This window comes from Saccharopolyspora rectivirgula DSM 43747, assembly GCF_000497205.1.
Classification (GTDB): domain Bacteria; phylum Actinomycetota; class Actinomycetes; order Mycobacteriales; family Pseudonocardiaceae; genus Saccharopolyspora; species Saccharopolyspora rectivirgula.
This window is the reverse complement of the sequence record NZ_AYJW01000080.1, coordinates 1-15,215: the sequence shown is the minus strand read 5'-3', so window position 1 is coordinate 15,215 and position 15,215 is coordinate 1. Positions and strand designations below refer to the sequence as shown.

At 70.4% G+C, this 15,215-nt stretch carries 14 protein-coding genes; 13 read left to right on the top strand and 1 reads right to left on the bottom strand.

The annotated features are described in order from the left end of the window. From SREC43747_RS0117180 to SREC43747_RS0117150, 7 genes are all read left to right on the top strand, one after another. Positions 1–851 (top strand): fatty acid kinase subunit FakA-related protein (locus tag SREC43747_RS0117180; protein WP_029722573.1); only part of this gene is annotated, 851 nt, incomplete at its 5' end. Positions 852–890: 39 nt separating this feature from the next. Then, entirely contained in the window at positions 891–1,265 is a 375-nt protein-coding gene (locus SREC43747_RS0117175) for a GntR family transcriptional regulator (RefSeq protein WP_029722571.1), read from the top strand. Then, positions 1,262–2,227 carry an SdpI family protein gene (locus tag SREC43747_RS0117170; protein ID WP_051388119.1) on the top strand — a complete coding sequence of 322 codons (966 nt, stop codon included), beginning with the start codon at positions 1,262–1,264 and terminating at the stop codon, positions 2,225–2,227. Before SREC43747_RS0117175 ends, SREC43747_RS0117170 begins: the two co-directional genes overlap by 4 nt. Continuing rightward, a complete protein-coding gene (locus SREC43747_RS0117165; protein ID WP_029722569.1) occupies positions 2,224–2,676 on the top strand; it encodes a hypothetical protein in 453 nt (150 codons plus the stop codon). Before SREC43747_RS0117170 ends, SREC43747_RS0117165 begins: the two co-directional genes overlap by 4 nt. A gap of 89 nt (positions 2,677–2,765) precedes the next feature. Next, the gene (recG, locus tag SREC43747_RS0117160) at positions 2,766–4,994 is read left to right on the top strand and encodes an ATP-dependent DNA helicase RecG (protein ID WP_029722568.1); all 2,229 of its coding nucleotides are present in this window, start codon (positions 2,766–2,768) and stop codon (positions 4,992–4,994) included. A 319-nt stretch (positions 4,995–5,313) separates the two neighbouring features. Next, the gene (locus SREC43747_RS0117155) at positions 5,314–8,694 is read left to right on the top strand and encodes a pyruvate carboxylase (protein ID WP_029722567.1); all 3,381 of its coding nucleotides are present in this window, start codon (positions 5,314–5,316) and stop codon (positions 8,692–8,694) included. 180 nt (positions 8,695–8,874) lie between these two features. Next, positions 8,875–9,399, top strand: coding sequence for a hypothetical protein (locus tag SREC43747_RS0117150; protein WP_236623252.1), 525 nt, complete (start codon positions 8,875–8,877; stop codon positions 9,397–9,399). Between the two features lie 48 nt (positions 9,400–9,447). Here the strand turns inward: SREC43747_RS0117150 and SREC43747_RS0117145 are convergent, their stop codons facing one another. After that, positions 9,448–11,493: a HelD family protein gene (locus SREC43747_RS0117145; protein WP_029722565.1), complete on the bottom strand. Its 2,046-nt coding sequence runs from the start codon at positions 11,491–11,493 to the stop codon at positions 9,448–9,450. A 154-nt stretch (positions 11,494–11,647) separates the two neighbouring features. On the opposite strand from SREC43747_RS0117145, the gene rsmD reads away from it, so the two are divergent. From rsmD to rpmF, 6 genes are all read left to right on the top strand, one after another. Next, the gene (rsmD, locus tag SREC43747_RS0117140; RefSeq protein WP_029722564.1) at positions 11,648–12,208 is read left to right on the top strand and encodes a 16S rRNA (guanine(966)-N(2))-methyltransferase RsmD; all 561 of its coding nucleotides are present in this window, start codon (positions 11,648–11,650) and stop codon (positions 12,206–12,208) included. 80 nt (positions 12,209–12,288) lie between these two features. Further along, the gene (coaD, locus tag SREC43747_RS0117135; RefSeq protein WP_029722563.1) at positions 12,289–12,774 is read left to right on the top strand and encodes a pantetheine-phosphate adenylyltransferase; all 486 of its coding nucleotides are present in this window, start codon (positions 12,289–12,291) and stop codon (positions 12,772–12,774) included. 106 nt (positions 12,775–12,880) lie between these two features. After that, positions 12,881–13,306, top strand: a complete 426-nt coding sequence (locus tag SREC43747_RS0117130; RefSeq protein WP_029722561.1) for a guanyl-specific ribonuclease — start codon at positions 12,881–12,883, stop codon at positions 13,304–13,306. A gap of 186 nt (positions 13,307–13,492) precedes the next feature. Next, positions 13,493–14,227: a DivIVA domain-containing protein gene (locus tag SREC43747_RS0117125; protein ID WP_029722560.1), complete on the top strand. Its 735-nt coding sequence runs from the start codon at positions 13,493–13,495 to the stop codon at positions 14,225–14,227. A gap of 127 nt (positions 14,228–14,354) precedes the next feature. Then, positions 14,355–14,927, top strand: a complete 573-nt coding sequence (locus SREC43747_RS0117120) for a YceD family protein (protein ID WP_029722559.1) — start codon at positions 14,355–14,357, stop codon at positions 14,925–14,927. Between the two features lie 2 nt (positions 14,928–14,929). Beyond that, a complete protein-coding gene (rpmF, locus tag SREC43747_RS20730; RefSeq protein WP_081722661.1) occupies positions 14,930–15,112 on the top strand; it encodes a 50S ribosomal protein L32 in 183 nt (60 codons plus the stop codon). Positions 15,113–15,215: the final 103 nt, after the last annotated feature.

The following is a 15,215-nucleotide window of genomic DNA, read 5'->3' as shown; positions in this document are numbered from 1 at the left end:
AGCGGGTCGGCCGACTGCGCGAGGCGCTGCTCGGGCTGGGGGACTGCGTTTCGGTGGTCGGGGACGGCGCGGGCGCGTTCGCCGTGCACGTGCACTGCGATGACATCGGGGCGGCGATCGAAGCCGGGATCGAAGTCGGTCGGCCGCACCGGATCAAGGTGGTCCGCTTCGTGGCCCAGCAGGAGGAGGTCAGCCGGCGGACGGCGGTGCTGGCCTGCGCGCCGGACGCGGTGCTGGGCGATCTGTTCGCGGCGGAGGGGGCCGAGGTGCTGATCGGTGGTGCCGGGCTTTCCGCGGACCGCATCCGCGACGCGGTCTGCGCCACCGGTGCCGTTCACGTGATCGTGCTGCCCAACGACGCGGAACTGGCTCGCCGGGCCGAGCAGGCGGCGGGGCAGGCGGTCGACGCCGGCCACGACGTGGTGGTGCTGCCCACCGCGTCGCCGGTGCAGGGGCTGGCCGCGCTGGCGGTGCACGACCCCGGTCGCCGGCGGTCGGACGACCAGGTGGCGATGGCCGAAGCCGCGGCCGCCACCCGCCGCGGGGAGCTGTGCATCGCCGATGCCGAGGCGCTGACCTGGGTGGGGCGCTGCCGGCCGGGGGACGTGCTCGGTTTCGTCGACGGGGAAGTGGTGCTGATCCACGACGACTTGGCCGGTGCTGCCCGGGAGTTGCTGGACCGGATGCTCGCCACGGGCGGCGAGCTGGTGACGGCGCTGCTGCACGAGCAGGTGCCGGAGTCGTTGCCGGAGCAGTTGGAGGAGTACCTGCGCCGCACGCACCCCGAGGTCGAGCTCGTCTGCTACCCGGGTGGTCAGCTCGGTGCGCGGCTGATGTTCGGGGTGGAGTGATCCCGAAAAGATTCGAATGGTGCTAGCATCACTAGCACCATGCTGCTTTCGCTGGATTTGTCCGATCAGCGTCCTCTGCACGAACAGGCAGCGGACGCGATCCGGCGCGCCATCGCCACGGGCGAAGTCGCGCCGGGCGATCGGCTCCCGCCAGCCCGAGACCTCGCCGCCGCGCTGCAGATCAACTCCAACACGGTGCTGCGGGCGCTGCGCCAACTGCGCGCGGAAGGCCTGCTGGAGTTCCGCCGCGGGCGCGGGGTGACCGTGCTGCGGCGGCCCGATCCGGCGGCGCAGCTGCGGGAACAGCTCAGTGAGCTGGTCGAGCAGGCCGGTCGGCTGGGGTACGGGCCGGAAGAGGTCATCGAGTGGATCAAGAGGGACGCGGGTCTGCCGCGGGAGACGGAGCAGCCATGACCAACCTGTTCTTGGCCGGGGTGCTGCTGTGGAGCATCGCCGTGGCGGCCGTCCTGGCCGTGCTGCCGGCGGCGTTCAGCGATCGACTGCCGGATCCGATCGCTTCCCACTGGTCGTTCGACGGAACCCCGGACGACTCCATGTCGCTGCCGGCGCTGGTGGCGTTCTCCCTGGTGATGTGGGTGGTGCTGGCCGGGTGCGCCCTGCTGCTCGCCGCCCGCGGTCGGAAGCTGCGCAGCTACCGGGCGTCGGCCGCAGCGGTGCTGGCCGCCAGCACGGTGTTCGTGCTGGGGGTGGAGCTGAGCACGCTGCTGGCGAACTTGGACGTGCCCACCTGGCAGCAGGCCCGCTCGGTGAGCTGGCAGGCGGTGGTCATCATCGCGGTGGCCGCGGTGGCCGGGCTGCTGGGGTGGTGGGCGGCCAACCGCGGGCCGAACCAGGAGGAGGGCGAACCGCTCCCGGCGGGCAAGGCACTGCGGTTGCCGTCCGGGCAGCGCGCCGTGTGGATCTCCTCGGTGTCCAGCCGGGCGCTGCAGGTGGTGGGCATCGCCGCGCTGCTGGTCGCGGTGGGGCTGCTGGTCACCGGGCAGCCGCCGGCGGCCGGGGTGGTGACCGCGTTGTCCGCCCTGGTCGTGCTGGCGCTGTGCTCGGCCCGCGTGCAGGTGGACGAGCACGGGGTGCGGGTCGTGTTCGGCCCGCAGCGCTGGCCGGGTCGCCGCATCCCGTTGGAGCGGATCGAGCACGCCCGGGCGGAGCACCGCAACACCCTGGAGGCCGGCGGCTGGGGGTACCGGGTCCTGCCCGCGTTCACCGCGATCATGCTGCGCAGCGGTGAGTGCCTGGTCCTGCGGTTGGATTCCGGGCGGGAGTTCGTCATCAGCACGGACCACGCCGAACGCGGGGCCGAGCTGGTCAACGCGCTGGTCGCCGAACGCGTCGCGCAGCGAGGAGGGGAACGGTGATGGTCGAAGGGGCCGTTCGAGCTCCGGCCCGCAGGCGGTTCCTGCTGTTGCTGGGGTGGGCCGGGGCGGTGGCCCTGGTGATCGCGGTCTTCCCGGTCCTGGTCCGCGGAGAGCTGCCGGACCCGTTGGCGGTCGGCTGGAACTACTCGGGGTATCCGTCGAAATCGGCGGGTCTTGGCGAGTACGTGCTGCTGAGCCTGCTGAAATGGGCGGTGGTCGCCGGCGTCTGGGCCGTTTTCGCCCACCGCTGGCCGTGGGGACCGGCCCTGCCCGGAGCAGCGCTGGGCGGGTTCGGCGTGCTGCTGGCGGGCGAGGTGGTGCAGACGGTGCTGGCCAACGTCGGCGTGAGCGACTTCCGGGAGGCCGCACCCCCTGGTGGGCACGGCTGGGTGGCGCTGGGCTGCGTGCTGGGCGGCTGGCTCGGTTGGCGACTGGCGAACCGCGGCTGACCTGCGGGTGCTTGGCCGGTCCAGGGGCGCGGTCCGGTAATTTCCCGGATACCGCACGCATCTGACCGGACGCTAGGCTGAGGACCACAGTGACCACTTCGGACACCAAACTGGACCGGGTGCTCGGGGCGAAGACCGGCAAGGCCCTCGAGTCGGCGCTCGGCCTGTCCACGGTGGGAGACCTGCTGCGGCACTACCCGCGCCGGTACGCCGAGCGCGGCGAGCTCACCCCGATCTCCGGGCTGGAGATCGGCGAGCACGCCACGGTGCTCGCCCAGGTCGAGCGGGTCAGCAAGCGCAGCATGCGGTCCCGGCGCGGAACGATCGTGGAGGCCCGGATCACCGACGGGCGCCGCTCGCTGGTCTGCACCTTCTTCAACCAGGCGTGGCGGGAACGGGAGCTGCTGCCGGGGCGGCGCGGGATGTTCGCCGGCAAGGTGACCGCCTACCGCGGCCAGCTGCAGTTGGCCCACCCGGAATACCAGTTGTTCACCTCGAAGGACACCGACCTCAGCTCGGCGGTGGAGGAGTTCGCCAACGCCCTGATCCCGGTCTACCCCGCTGCCCAGGGGCTGCCGTCCTGGTCGGTCGCCCGCTGCGTCCGGCAGGTGCTGGACGTCTGGGACGGCACCGACGATCCGCTGCCCGCGGAGCTGCGGGAGCGGCTGGGGCTGGCCGACCTGGAAACGGCGCTGCGCAAGATCCACCAGCCGCGGGACTTCAGCGACGTCTCCGCGGCGCGGGAGCGGTTGAAGTGGGACGAGGCGCTGGCCATCCAGCTGGTGCTGGCCCAGCGGCGCAGTTCGACGAAGACGCACCCCGCCCCGGTCTGCCCGCGGCGGGAGGACGGGCTGCTCGCCGCCTTCGACGCGCAGCTGCCGTTCGAGCTGACCGCGGGGCAGCGCGAGGTCGGTGAGCAGGTGGCGGCCGACCTGGCCGCGGAGCACCCGATGAACCGGCTGGTCCAGGGCGAGGTCGGCAGCGGGAAGACGGTGGTGGCCCTGCGGGCCATGCTGCAGGTGGTCGACTCCGGTCGGCAGGCGGCGATGCTCGCCCCCACCGAGGTGCTGGCGGCCCAGCACGCGCGGTCCCTGCGGGAACTGCTCGGGGACTTGGCCAAGGCCGGGGAGCTGGACGCGCCCGAGCAGGCCACCCGGGTCACCTTGCTGACCGGTTCGCTGTCCGCCGCGCAGCGCAAGCAGGCGCTGCTGGAGGCCGCCTCCGGGCAGGCGGGCATCGTGGTCGGCACGCACGCGCTGATCCAGGACGGGGTGTCGTTCGCCGACCTGGGCCTGGTGGTGGTGGACGAGCAGCACCGGTTCGGGGTGGAGCAGCGGGACGCGCTGCGTTCCCGGGCCGGGGAGGGCACCTCGCCGCACGTGCTGGTCATGACCGCCACCCCGATTCCGCGGACCGTGGCCATGACCGTCTACGGCGATCTGGAGACCTCCGCGCTGCGAGAGCTGCCGCAGGGGCGTTCGCCGATCAGCACCAGCGTGGTTCCGGTCGCGGAGAAGCCCCGGTGGCTGGACCGGGCGTGGGAGCGCGTCCACGAGGAAGTGGCCGCCGGGCACCAGGTGTACGTCGTCTGCCCGCGCATCGGGGACGACGAGCCGGCCAGCGGCCGCCGGAAGAAGAACGCCGCGTCCGAACTGGACGACAGCGCGGTGGGCGCCCCGGAGGAGGAGTCCGGTGGGGAGCGCCGGCCGCCGCTGGCGGTGCTCGAGGTGGCCGAGCAGCTCCGCAGCGGCCCGCTGGCCGGGTTGCGGCTGGGGGTGCTGCACGGTCGGCTGCCCGCCGAGGACAAGGAAGCGGTGATGCGCTCGTTCGCCGCCGGCGAGCTCGACGTGCTGGTGGCCACCACGGTCGTGGAGGTCGGCGTCAACGTGCCCAACGCGACCATGATGGTGATCATGGACGCCGACCGGTTCGGGGTCAGCCAGCTGCACCAGCTGCGCGGTCGGGTCGGCCGGGGCAGCGCGCCCGGGTTGTGCCTGCTGGTCACCGAAGCGGCGGCGGGGACGACCACGCGGGAGCGGTTGGACGCGGTGGCTTCCACCACCGACGGTTTCGAGCTGGCCCGGCTGGATCTGGAGATCCGCCGGGAAGGCGACATCCTCGGGGAGGCCCAGTCGGGCCGCAGGTCCGGTTTGAAGATGCTGTCGCTGCTGCGGGACGAGGACGTGATCGCGCGGGCCAGGGAGGAAGCCGAGCGGCTGGTGGCCGCTGATCCGGAGCTGCGGAAGAACCCCGGCCTGGCCCGGCTGGCGGCCGAGGTGGTCGACGCGGAGCGGGCGGAGTACTTGGAGAAGTTCTGAGAATCCGTTCCTCCCGGAAAGCCGGTTGCCGACTGGTTCGCGATTCCCGGAGAGCGGGAATTCCTTGGTATGGCGTTGCTGACACTTGTCCCGCCGCGGTGCGCCTCCGTCGGGCCCTCCCGCCGGTGCATCGGTTCAGATAATTTTGCACAGGCGGAAGAAATCAAGATTTTCTTTTTCGCAGATCTTGCCTCGGCGGGCTGTTTTGGCAGCTCATGGGCAGGTTGGTTGTTCTGCTCAAAGGACGGATCCTTCGCGGAGTGAAATTTTCGCGGTAATGTTCGGACACCGTCCGACACCTGACCAGGAGGTAGCCGGCATGTTCCGCAAAGTTCTCGTCGCCAACAGGGGCGAGATCGCGATCCGTGCGTTCCGCGCCGCCTACGAACTAGGGGCGGGCACAGTCGCGGTGTTCCCGCACGAAGACCGAAACTCATTGCACCGGCTGAAAGCCGACGAGTCCTACGAGATCGGCGAACCTGGTCATCCCGTCCGGGCCTACCTGTCGGTCGAGGAGATCATCGAAGCCGCCCGCAAGGCGGGCGCCGACGCCATCTACCCGGGCTACGGGTTCCTCTCCGAGAACCCGAAGCTGGCCAAGGCCTGCCAGGAAGCGGGGATCACCTTCGTCGGTCCCAGCAAGGAAATCCTGGAGATGACCGGCAACAAGGCCGCCGCCGTGGCCGCGGCCCGGGAAGCCGGGGTTCCGGTGCTGGACTCCTCGGCTCCGTCGCGGGACATCGACCAGTTGCTGGCCGCCGCCGAGGAGATGGCCTTCCCGGTGTTCGTCAAAGCGGTCGCCGGTGGTGGCGGCCGCGGCATGCGCCGGGTGGACGACCGCGCCGCGCTGCGCGAGGCGCTGGAAGCCGCCATGCGGGAAGCGGAGTCGGCCTTCGGGGATCCGACGGTCTTCTTGGAGCAGGCCGTGGTGAACCCGCGGCACATCGAGGTGCAGGTCCTCGCCGACTCCGCCGGCAACGTGGTGCACCTGTTCGAGCGGGACTGCTCGCTGCAGCGGCGGCACCAGAAGGTGCTGGAGATGGCTCCCGCCCCGAACCTCGACCCGGAGCTGCGGGAACGCATCTGCGCTGACGCGGTGGCGTTCGCCCGCAAGATCGGCTACGTCAACGCGGGCACGGTCGAGTTCCTGGTCGACGAGCGCGGCCGGCACGTGTTCATCGAGATGAACCCGCGCATCCAGGTGGAGCACACGGTGACCGAGGAGATCACCGACGCCGACCTGGTGCAGGCCCAGCTGCGGATCGCCGCCGGGGAAACCTTGGAGGACCTCGGGCTCACCCAGGACCAGATCCGGGTGCGCGGCGCCGCCCTGCAGTGCCGGATCACCACCGAGGACCCGACCAACGGCTTCCGCCCGGACACCGGGATGATCAGCGCGTACCGCTCGCCCGGCGGCGCCGGCATCCGGTTGGACGGTGGCACTTCCTTCGCCGGTACCCACGTCAGCGCGCACTTCGACTCGATGCTGGTGAAGCTGACCTGCCGGGGGCGGGACTTCGCCACCGCGGCCGCCCGGGCCCGGCGCGCGCTCGCCGAGTTCCGCATCCGCGGGGTGGCCACCAACATCCCGTTCCTGCAGGCGGTGATGGACGACCCGGACTTCACCGCGGGGAAGATCACCACCTCGTTCATCGACGAGCGGCCGCACCTGCTGACCGCTCGGCACTCCGCCGACCGCGGCACCCGGTTGCTGACGTACTTGGCCGACGTCACGGTCAACCGGCCCCACGGGGAGCGCCCGGACGTTCCGGACCCGGCCCGCAAGCTGCCCAGCTGCGACCTGTCCGCGGAGCCGCCGGCCGGTTCCAAGCAGAAGCTCACCGAGCTGGGGCCCGAGGGGTTCGCCCGTTGGCTGCGGGAGAACCCGAGCGTCGGGGTCACCGACACCACGTTCCGGGACGCGCACCAGTCGCTGCTGGCCACCCGGGTGCGCACCAAGGACCTGCTGGCCGTCGCCCCGTACGTGGCCCGGATGACGCCGGAGCTGCTCTCCCTGGAGTGCTGGGGCGGTGCGACCTACGACGTCGCGCTGCGCTTCCTGGCCGAGGACCCCTGGGAGCGCCTGGAGCGGCTGCGGGAAGCGGTGCCGAACATCTGCCTGCAGATGCTGCTGCGGGGTCGCAACACCGTCGGGTACACCCCGTACCCGACCGAGGTGACCGAGCACTTCGTCCAGGAGGCGACGGACACCGGAATCGACATCTTCCGGATCTTCGACGCGCTCAACGACGTCGAGCAGATGCGTCCGGCGATCGACGCGGTGCGGGCCACCGGGAAGGCGGTGGCCGAGGTGGCGCTCTGCTACACGGCCGATCTGTCCAACCCGGACGAAAAACTGTACACACTGGACTACTACCTGCGACTGGCTGAGCAGATCGTCGAAGCGGGCGCTCACGTGCTGGCGATCAAGGACATGGCCGGTCTGCTGCGCCCGCCGGCCGCGGTCAAGCTGGTTTCCGCGCTGCGCAAGGAATTCGACCTCCCGGTGCACCTGCACACGCACGACACCCCGGGCGGTCAGCTGGCCACCTACTTGGCGGCGGTCAACTCCGGAGTGGACGCAGTGGACGGTGCTGCGGCTTCCATGGCCGGAACCACTTCGCAGCCCGCGCTCTCCTCGATCGTGGCGGCCACCGACCACACCGAGCGCGCCACCGGGCTGGACCTGCAGGCGGTGTGCGACCTGGAGCCGTACTGGGAAGCGGTGCGCAAGGTGTACAAGCCGTTCGAATCGGGACTGCCCGCGCCGACCGGCCGGGTGTACCACCACGAGATCCCGGGCGGGCAGCTGTCCAACCTGCGCACCCAGGCGGTCGCCCTCGGGCTCGGGGACAAGTTCGAGGAGATCGAGGCCATGTACGCCGCGGCGGACCGGATCCTCGGCCGCCTGGTCAAGGTCACCCCGTCGTCCAAGGTGGTGGGCGACCTGGCCCTGCACCTGGTCGGTGCGGGGGTCTCGCCGGCGGAATTCGAAGCTGACCCGCGCAAGTTCGACATCCCGGACTCGGTGATCGGCTTCCTCCAGGGCGAGCTGGGCGACCCGCCGGGAGGCTGGCCGGAACCGTTCCGCAGCCGGGCGCTGGAAGGGCGCAGCGCCGTGCGCCGGGTGGCCGAGCTCTCCGAAGAGGACCGGAAGGGCTTGCAGGAGGACCGGCGCGGCACCCTCAACCGCCTGCTGTTCCCCAAGCCGACCCAGCAGTTCCTCGAGCACCGCGAAGCCCACGGGGACACCTCGCTGCTGCGCAGCAAGGACTTCTTCTACGGGCTGCGGCCGGGGGAGGAGTACTCGGTGGACCTGGACCCGGGCGTCCGGCTGCTGATCGAACTGGAAGCGATCAGCGAACCGGACGAGCGCGGCATGCGCACGGTGATGGCCGTGCTCAACGGCCAGCTCCGCCCGATCCAGGTGCGGGACCGCTCGGTGGCCAGCGATGTGCCGGCGGCGGAGAAGGCCGACCGCAACAACCCCGGGCACGTGCCGGCTCCGTTCGCCGGTGTGGTCACCCTCGCCGTGTCCGAGGGAGATGTGGTCGAGGCCGGTCAGACCGTGGCCACCATCGAGGCGATGAAGATGGAGGCGGCGATCACCGCGCCGCAGGGCGGCCGGGTCAAGCGGCTGGCGATCAACCAGGTGCAGCAGGTCGAAGGCGGGGACCTGATCCTCGAACTCGGCGACTGACACCGTCGGCACCAGCGCCGCACCCCTCAGCCGGGTGCAGTTTTGGGGGAAACTGCACCCGGCACCGCGGGTGGATATTGCGGTTGAGGGGGCTCAGCGGGCAACCTTCGGCCGGAATGCGGCGTTCTTCCGGTACTCGGGGTACCGGATCTTTCGGGGGTTGTCATGTGGAAGCGTTTGGTGCGCACCGCCAGTGCGGTGCTGCTGCTGGCGGGGCTGTCGGTGGCGGGGGGCACCGCCCTGGCGGAACCGGGCAGCTCGGACGTCCGGGACGTCGACTGGCACAACGCCACTTTCACCGTGCCGTCGGTGGGATCGTGCCCTCAGCAGCAGGTGCGGTTCTCCGACGGAACCGGTTCGTCGGGGGACCACGTGTACCGGTTCACGCCGGACGAGGAGATCGGGTACGCCGACGTCAACGGGGACCGCGTCGAGGACGCCCTGATCCTGCTGGACTGCGGTCCGCAGAACTCGGAGTACACCACCGGCTTGATCGCCATGACCACCGACGAGGACGGCGAGTCGGTGCGCCCGCTGGGCGTCGTGGTGGATCCGCCGACGTGGACCCAGTACCCGTTCGACTTCACCGTCTGGTACGGCGACATCGCGGTCGCGATGGGCGACTACGAGACCGGCCAGACCTGGACCGAGTACTACCGCTGGGCCCCGTCGGCCGGTGCTTTCGTCCGCGTCGACGGCCAGTGACCGGTGTGCCAGGCCGCCTCTCCGCGGAGCTGGCGGCCTGGCACCGCGTCACCTGGTCTTCAGCACGGTGAGCCGCTGCGTGGCCCGGGAGAGGGCGACGTACAGGGCTCGCCGGCCGGTCGGCGATTCGGCGACCAGCTCGTCGGGATCGACCACCACCACCGCGTCGTACTCCATCCCCTTGGCTTCCAAGCTGCCCACCACGCGGATCTGTTCGCTGTCCACTGTGTCCAGCCATTCGCCGACTTCATCGCGGCGGGCCATCGTGGTGATCACGCCGACGGTCCCCTCGGTGGTCCCGGTCAGTTCGGCAGCGGCGGAGCGGACCGCCCGGGGCAGCTCGGACCGGGGGACTTCCCGGACTTCCGGTTCGACCCCGGTGGTGCGCACCGCGACCGGCAGGTCCGCTTCGGGCACCAGATCGCGCACCGAGTCCGCGGCGAAGTTGAAGATCTCCGCCGAGTTCCGGTAGTTGGTGCGGAGCCGGAAGTGCCGGTGCGCCCGGTGCGAACGCAGGATCTCCTGGCGGGCCGCGGTGGCCTCGGTCGGGTCCGGCCACGACGACTGGACCGGGTCGCCGACGATGGTCCAACTGGCGTGCTGGCCGCGGCGACCCACCATGCGCCACTGCATCGGGGAGAGGTCCTGCGCCTCGTCCACCACCACGTGGGCGTACTCGTCGTAGTTGCTCGGGCGCTTCTGCGGTTCTTCCTCGGTGGGCTGGTTCCGCGGTTTCGGCGGTGGCCCGGCCAGCACCCGCAGCTCGTCGATCAGGGCGATGTCGGCCACGGTCCACTCGGTGACGTTGGCCCACGACTTGGCCAGCAGGTCGACCTCCTCGGCGGTGAGGACCTTGCCGGCGGCCTTGGTCAACCGGGCCGGATCGGACAGCCAGCGCAGGATCTGCATCGGGTACAGCGGCGGCCACCACTTCACCAGGAACCGGTGGAACTCGATGCGCTCGCCGATCTCGGTGATCAACTGCTCGCGGTCCGGCTGGAACTCGTCGTCGGCGAGCTGCTGGGCTTGCTGCCAGAGCGCTTCCAGCAGCGCGTCGGCGGCCCGCATCCGGCAGCGGTTCGGCTGCCCGCCCTTGGCGTGCAGGGTGCGGCGGATGCGGCGGAGCTCGTCGGCCTGCAGCTTGAGCACCACGCCGCGGTAGAACAGCTGCAGCTCATCCGGGGCGTCCGGCGGGGGCATCCGCAGCGCTCGCCGGAGCACCTTCACCATCCGTGCCGAGCCCTTGATCTCGGCGGTGCGCGGATCGTCCAGCTTGGCCGTGCTGACCCCGTCGAGCAGCTGGCCGAGGGCGCGGAGCTCGACGTTGTGCTCGCCCATCGACGGCAGCACCCGGGAGATGTAGGACATGAACACCGGCGAGGGGCCGACCACCAGCACCCCGGGGCCGGTGAGCTTGCGGCGCTCCCGGTACAGCAGGTAGGCGGCGCGGTGCAGGGCCACCGCGGTCTTGCCGGTCCCCGGCCCGCCGGTGATCTCCGTCACCCCGTTCTCGGGGGCGCGGATCGCTTCGTCCTGCTCCTTCTGGATCGTGGCGATGATGTTGCGCATCGAGTCGCCGCGAGACCGGCTCAGCGCGGCCATCAGGGCGCCTTCGCCGACCACCCGCATGTCCTCCGGGGCGTTGGCCGGGTCCAGCAGGTCGTCGGAGATGTCGATCACCTGCTGCCGGCTGCAGCGGATCACCCGCCGGCGGACCACCCCGAGCGGGTTCTCCGGCGTCGCCTGGTAGAACGCGGCGGCCATCGGGGCGCGCCAGTCCACCACGAGGTTGTTGAACTGCGCGTCGCGGATACCCAACCGGCCGATGTAGATGACGTCCCCGTTGGCCATGTCGAGCCGGCCGAACACCAAGCCTTCCGACTCGGCGTCGAGGACCTGGAGCGTCCGGTTCGCGTGGTACACCGCCACGTCCCGTTCGAACAGCGCTTCCGGCGTTGCTTCCCGGCCGTGCTCGTAGCTCCTGGCCCGCATCGCCTCGGCTTCCGCGCGCAATTGGCCGAGGCGGGCGTACACCCGGTCCACGTGCCGCTGTTCGACCGCGATTTCAGCCTGCTTGATGGACGGTTCGGACACCTGTTCGCTCTCCCGGTCTGGCGCAATGAGCAGACCAATCAGGGTACGACGTGGGTTCGGAGGGATGCTCACGTCCCGCCGGCGAAGCCGCGTCCGGCTCCGTCGTAGGCTGGTGGGTGAGGGCGCCCGCGGGCGGTGCGCGACGATGGTCGGCGTGACACGCATCGTGGCCGGAAGCGCGGGCGGGCGGCGCATCGAAGTTCCGCCGCGGGGAACTCGCCCCACTTCAGAACGAGTTCGGGAAGCGCTGTTCAGCGCACTGGAAGCGACCACGGACCTCCCCGGTGCTCGCGTGCTGGACCTCTACGGCGGTTCGGGAGCGCTGGGCTTGGAGGCCCTTTCCCGGGGTGCCGCCCACGCCACGTTCGTGGAAGCCGACCGGCGGGCCGCTCAACTGCTGCGCCGGAACGCCGCGGCGCTCGGCTTCTCCGCCGCGCAGGTGCTGCAGGCCAAGGCCGAGGCCGTGCTGGCCGCTCCGCCGGTCGAGCCCTACGACGTCGTCTTCGCAGATCCGCCGTACCGCGTTTCCGACGACCAGCTCGGCCACGTCCTGCGCGCGTTGGCCGCGAACGGGTGGACGGCCCCGGGCAGCGTGATCGTCGTGGAACGGGCGGTGCGCAGCGGGGAAGTGCCCTGGCCGGAACCGCTGAGCGCGCTGCGGTCCAAGAAGTACGGGGACACCGCGCTGCACTGGGCGGTGCACGAGGAGCCCTAGCACAACCGCGCGCGCCGCGCCGGTGAGCCGCGCCACGTCGCCGTGGGGCGGTGAGCGGCCTGGTGCTAACGTGCCCGCCCATGAGGCGTGCCGTGTGTCCAGGCTCTTACGATCCCGTTACCAATGGTCATCTGGACATCGTCGGACGGGCGGCGAAGCTGTTCGACGAGGTCGTCGTCGCGGTGATGATCAACAAGAACAAGAAGGGCCTGTTCACGGTCGAAGAGCGCATGGAGATGCTGCGGGAAGTCACCGAGCAGTGGCCGAACGTGCGCATCGACTCCTGGCACGGGCTGCTGGTGGACTACTGCCGCGAGAACGAGATCGGCGCCATCGTCAAGGGGCTGCGCGCGGTCAGCGACTTCGACTACGAACTGCAGATGGCTCAGATGAACCAGCGGCTGTCCGGGGTGGAAACGCTGTTCATGTCCACCAATCCGCTGTACAGCTTCCTGGCCAGTTCGCTGGTCAAAGAAGTGGCCGCCTACGGCGGTGACGTGTCGAACCTGCTCCCGCCGTCGGTGGAGGAGCGGCTGCGGCAGCGGCTGGCGGACGGCAACGCCTGACACTGCCGCCGGTCGGGTGACATGATGCCCCGGACCGGGTTGTCCGCCGTTTCGCATTCACGCAACTTTCACCAGTCGATCATGCTTTGCCCATAGCGTCTCGGGCATGAAGCGGATCACTGGGAACTTCGTGCAACTGGTGCTGGCCGGGTTGCTGGCGGTCACCGGCCTGTTCACCGGCACCGCGGTGGCGGCGGTGGCGGAGCCGGAGCGGGCGGTGGCGCAGGCCGAGTGCGGCGACACCTCCGGGTTCACCCGGGTCAACCTCTCCGACCTGCCGCCCGAGGCGACGGACACGGTGAACTTGATCCAGCAGGGCGGTCCTTTCCCCTACCCGCAGGACGGGCAGGTCTTCCAGAACCGGGAGGGCATCCTGCCGGACTGCGAGCTCGGCTACTACCGGGAGTACACCGTGGAGACCCCGGGCAGCGATGACCGCGGCGCTCGCCGGTTCGTCGTCGGGGAGGGCGGCGAGTACTTCTACACCGACGACCACTACGAGTCCTTCCGGCTGACCAACATCAACGCCTGACCAGTTCGAGAACTCAGCGACCGGCCGGTGCCCGCGGGCGCCGGCCGGTCCTTTCCCGGACACGCGGAGGTCGCCGTTGCCGGGAGCTGGCCCTGCGGTGCGGCAGACTGGTCCTTGCGGCAAAGATCGTCCGCAGCGGTTTTCTGGCATGCTTGCTACGGCCGGCTGACAGGCAGGGAGATCAACGTGTATCGGGTGTTCGAGGCGCTGGACGAGCTCGTGACGATCGTCGAGGAAGCGCGCGGCGTCCCCATGACGTCGGGCTGCGTGGTGCCCCGGGGGGACGTGCTGGAGCTGCTGGACGACGTTCGGGACGCGATTCCCCAGGAGCTCGACGACGCCCAGGACGTGCTCGACCACCGCGACGAGGTGATCTCCACCGCCGAGGCCCAGGCCGAGCGGATGCGCACGGAGGCCAGGAACGAGGCCGAGCGCACCCTGGCCGAGGCGCGTGCGGAGGCCGAACAGCTGCTGGCCGACGCCCGGGAGCAGGCGGACGACCTGCTGGCCGAGGCGCGCGCGGAAGCCGAGCAGGCGATCACGGCCGGTCGGCGCGAGTACGAGGAGTACATCAGCCGGGCCCAGTCCGAGGCCGACCGGATGGTGCAGGCCGGTCGCGCCGCCTACGAGCAATCGGTCCACGAGGGCAAGGCGGAGCAGGCCCGCCTGGTGTCCGAGACCGAAGTGGTGCAGAACGCCAACGCCGAGGCCAAGCGGATCGTGGAGCAGGCCAGCGAGGAGGCCGAGCAGCGGCGCGGCGAGTGCGACGCGTACGTCGACTCGCGGCTCGCCGAGATCGAGAACCTGCTCACCCGCACGCTGCGCACGGTCAGCCGGGGACGACAGCACTTGCGCACCCCGCTGGGCGTGCCGTTCGACTACGAGGAATGGCAGTCGGACGGCAGCTCGGCGAGCAACTAGTCTGTTGCCGAGACCTGTTTTCGCCGGGTTTTCGCAGTCACGTACCCTGGGATAGCTGACCTCGGGCGATGCGTCGCTCGCCGGTGTCTGCGAAATACCCGAACACCAACCACCGTTAGAACCTGGTATGTCTCAGAACCGTGAAGCAGGCGTGGCGCAGGCCGGGCCCTGGGTGATCGACACCCGTGAACTCGGGCACCGGGCTGGCAGCAGCCACGAGTACCATCGCCGCGCCCCGGCGCCTGCCCAGTTCGGACTGGACATGATCGGGGTGCCGGAAGGCGAGCAGGTCGAGCTCGAACTGCTGGCCGAGTCGGTGGTTGAGGGTGTGCTGATTTCGGGTACCGCATCGGCCGTGTTGGCCGGTGAGTGCGCCCGTTGTCTGGACCCGATCTCGGACGAGATCGAGGTGGAGTTCCGGGAGCTGTTCGCCTACCCGGACAGCGCCACCGACACCAGCACCGATGAGGACGAGGTGTCCCGGGTCGTCGATGATCTGATCGATCTCGAGCCGGTGGTGCGGGATGCGATGCTGCTGTCGCTTCCGTCGGCGCCGCTGTGCTCACCGGACTGTGCCGGGCTCTGTTCCGGGTGCGGTGTCAAGTGGGCCGAACTTCCGCCGGATCACACACATGAGACCATTGATCCTCGCTGGGCCGCGCTGCGTGAGCGGTTCGGCAGGACCGAGGAGGAGAGTTAGTCGTGGCCGTCCCCAAGCGCAAGATGTCCCGGGCCAACACCCGTCACCGTCGTTCGCAGTGGAAGGCGGCGGCGCCGTCGTTGGTGCAGTGCGAGAACCGCTCCTGCCGTCAGCCGAAGCTGCCGCACGTGGCTTGCCCGTCCTGCGGTCAGTACGACGGTCGTCAGGTCGTCCAGCCGGCTTGATCGGCGGTTGAGTAGTGGGGGGAAAGAACTCGCGGAGCTCGAGTTCGCGCAAGACGGACCCGACTCCGTTGCTCAAGGCGCTCGGCGTCGAACTCGACGCCGA

What these genes read in the sequence shown, in the direction of transcription:
- SREC43747_RS0117155 (WP_029722567.1), top strand. Translation starts at nt 5,314, where the DNA reads ATGTTCCGCAAAGTTCTCGTCGCCAACAGGGGCGAGATCGCGATCCGT.
- coaD (WP_029722563.1), top strand. Translation starts at nt 12,289, where the DNA reads ATGAGGCGTGCCGTGTGTCCAGGCTCTTACGATCCCGTTACCAATGGT.
- SREC43747_RS0117120 (WP_029722559.1), top strand. Translation starts at nt 14,355, where the DNA reads ATGTCTCAGAACCGTGAAGCAGGCGTGGCGCAGGCCGGGCCCTGGGTG.
- SREC43747_RS0117130 (WP_029722561.1), top strand. Translation starts at nt 12,881, where the DNA reads ATGAAGCGGATCACTGGGAACTTCGTGCAACTGGTGCTGGCCGGGTTG.
- SREC43747_RS0117170 (WP_051388119.1), top strand. Translation starts at nt 1,262, where the DNA reads ATGACCAACCTGTTCTTGGCCGGGGTGCTGCTGTGGAGCATCGCCGTG.
- SREC43747_RS0117175 (WP_029722571.1), top strand. Translation starts at nt 891, where the DNA reads ATGCTGCTTTCGCTGGATTTGTCCGATCAGCGTCCTCTGCACGAACAG.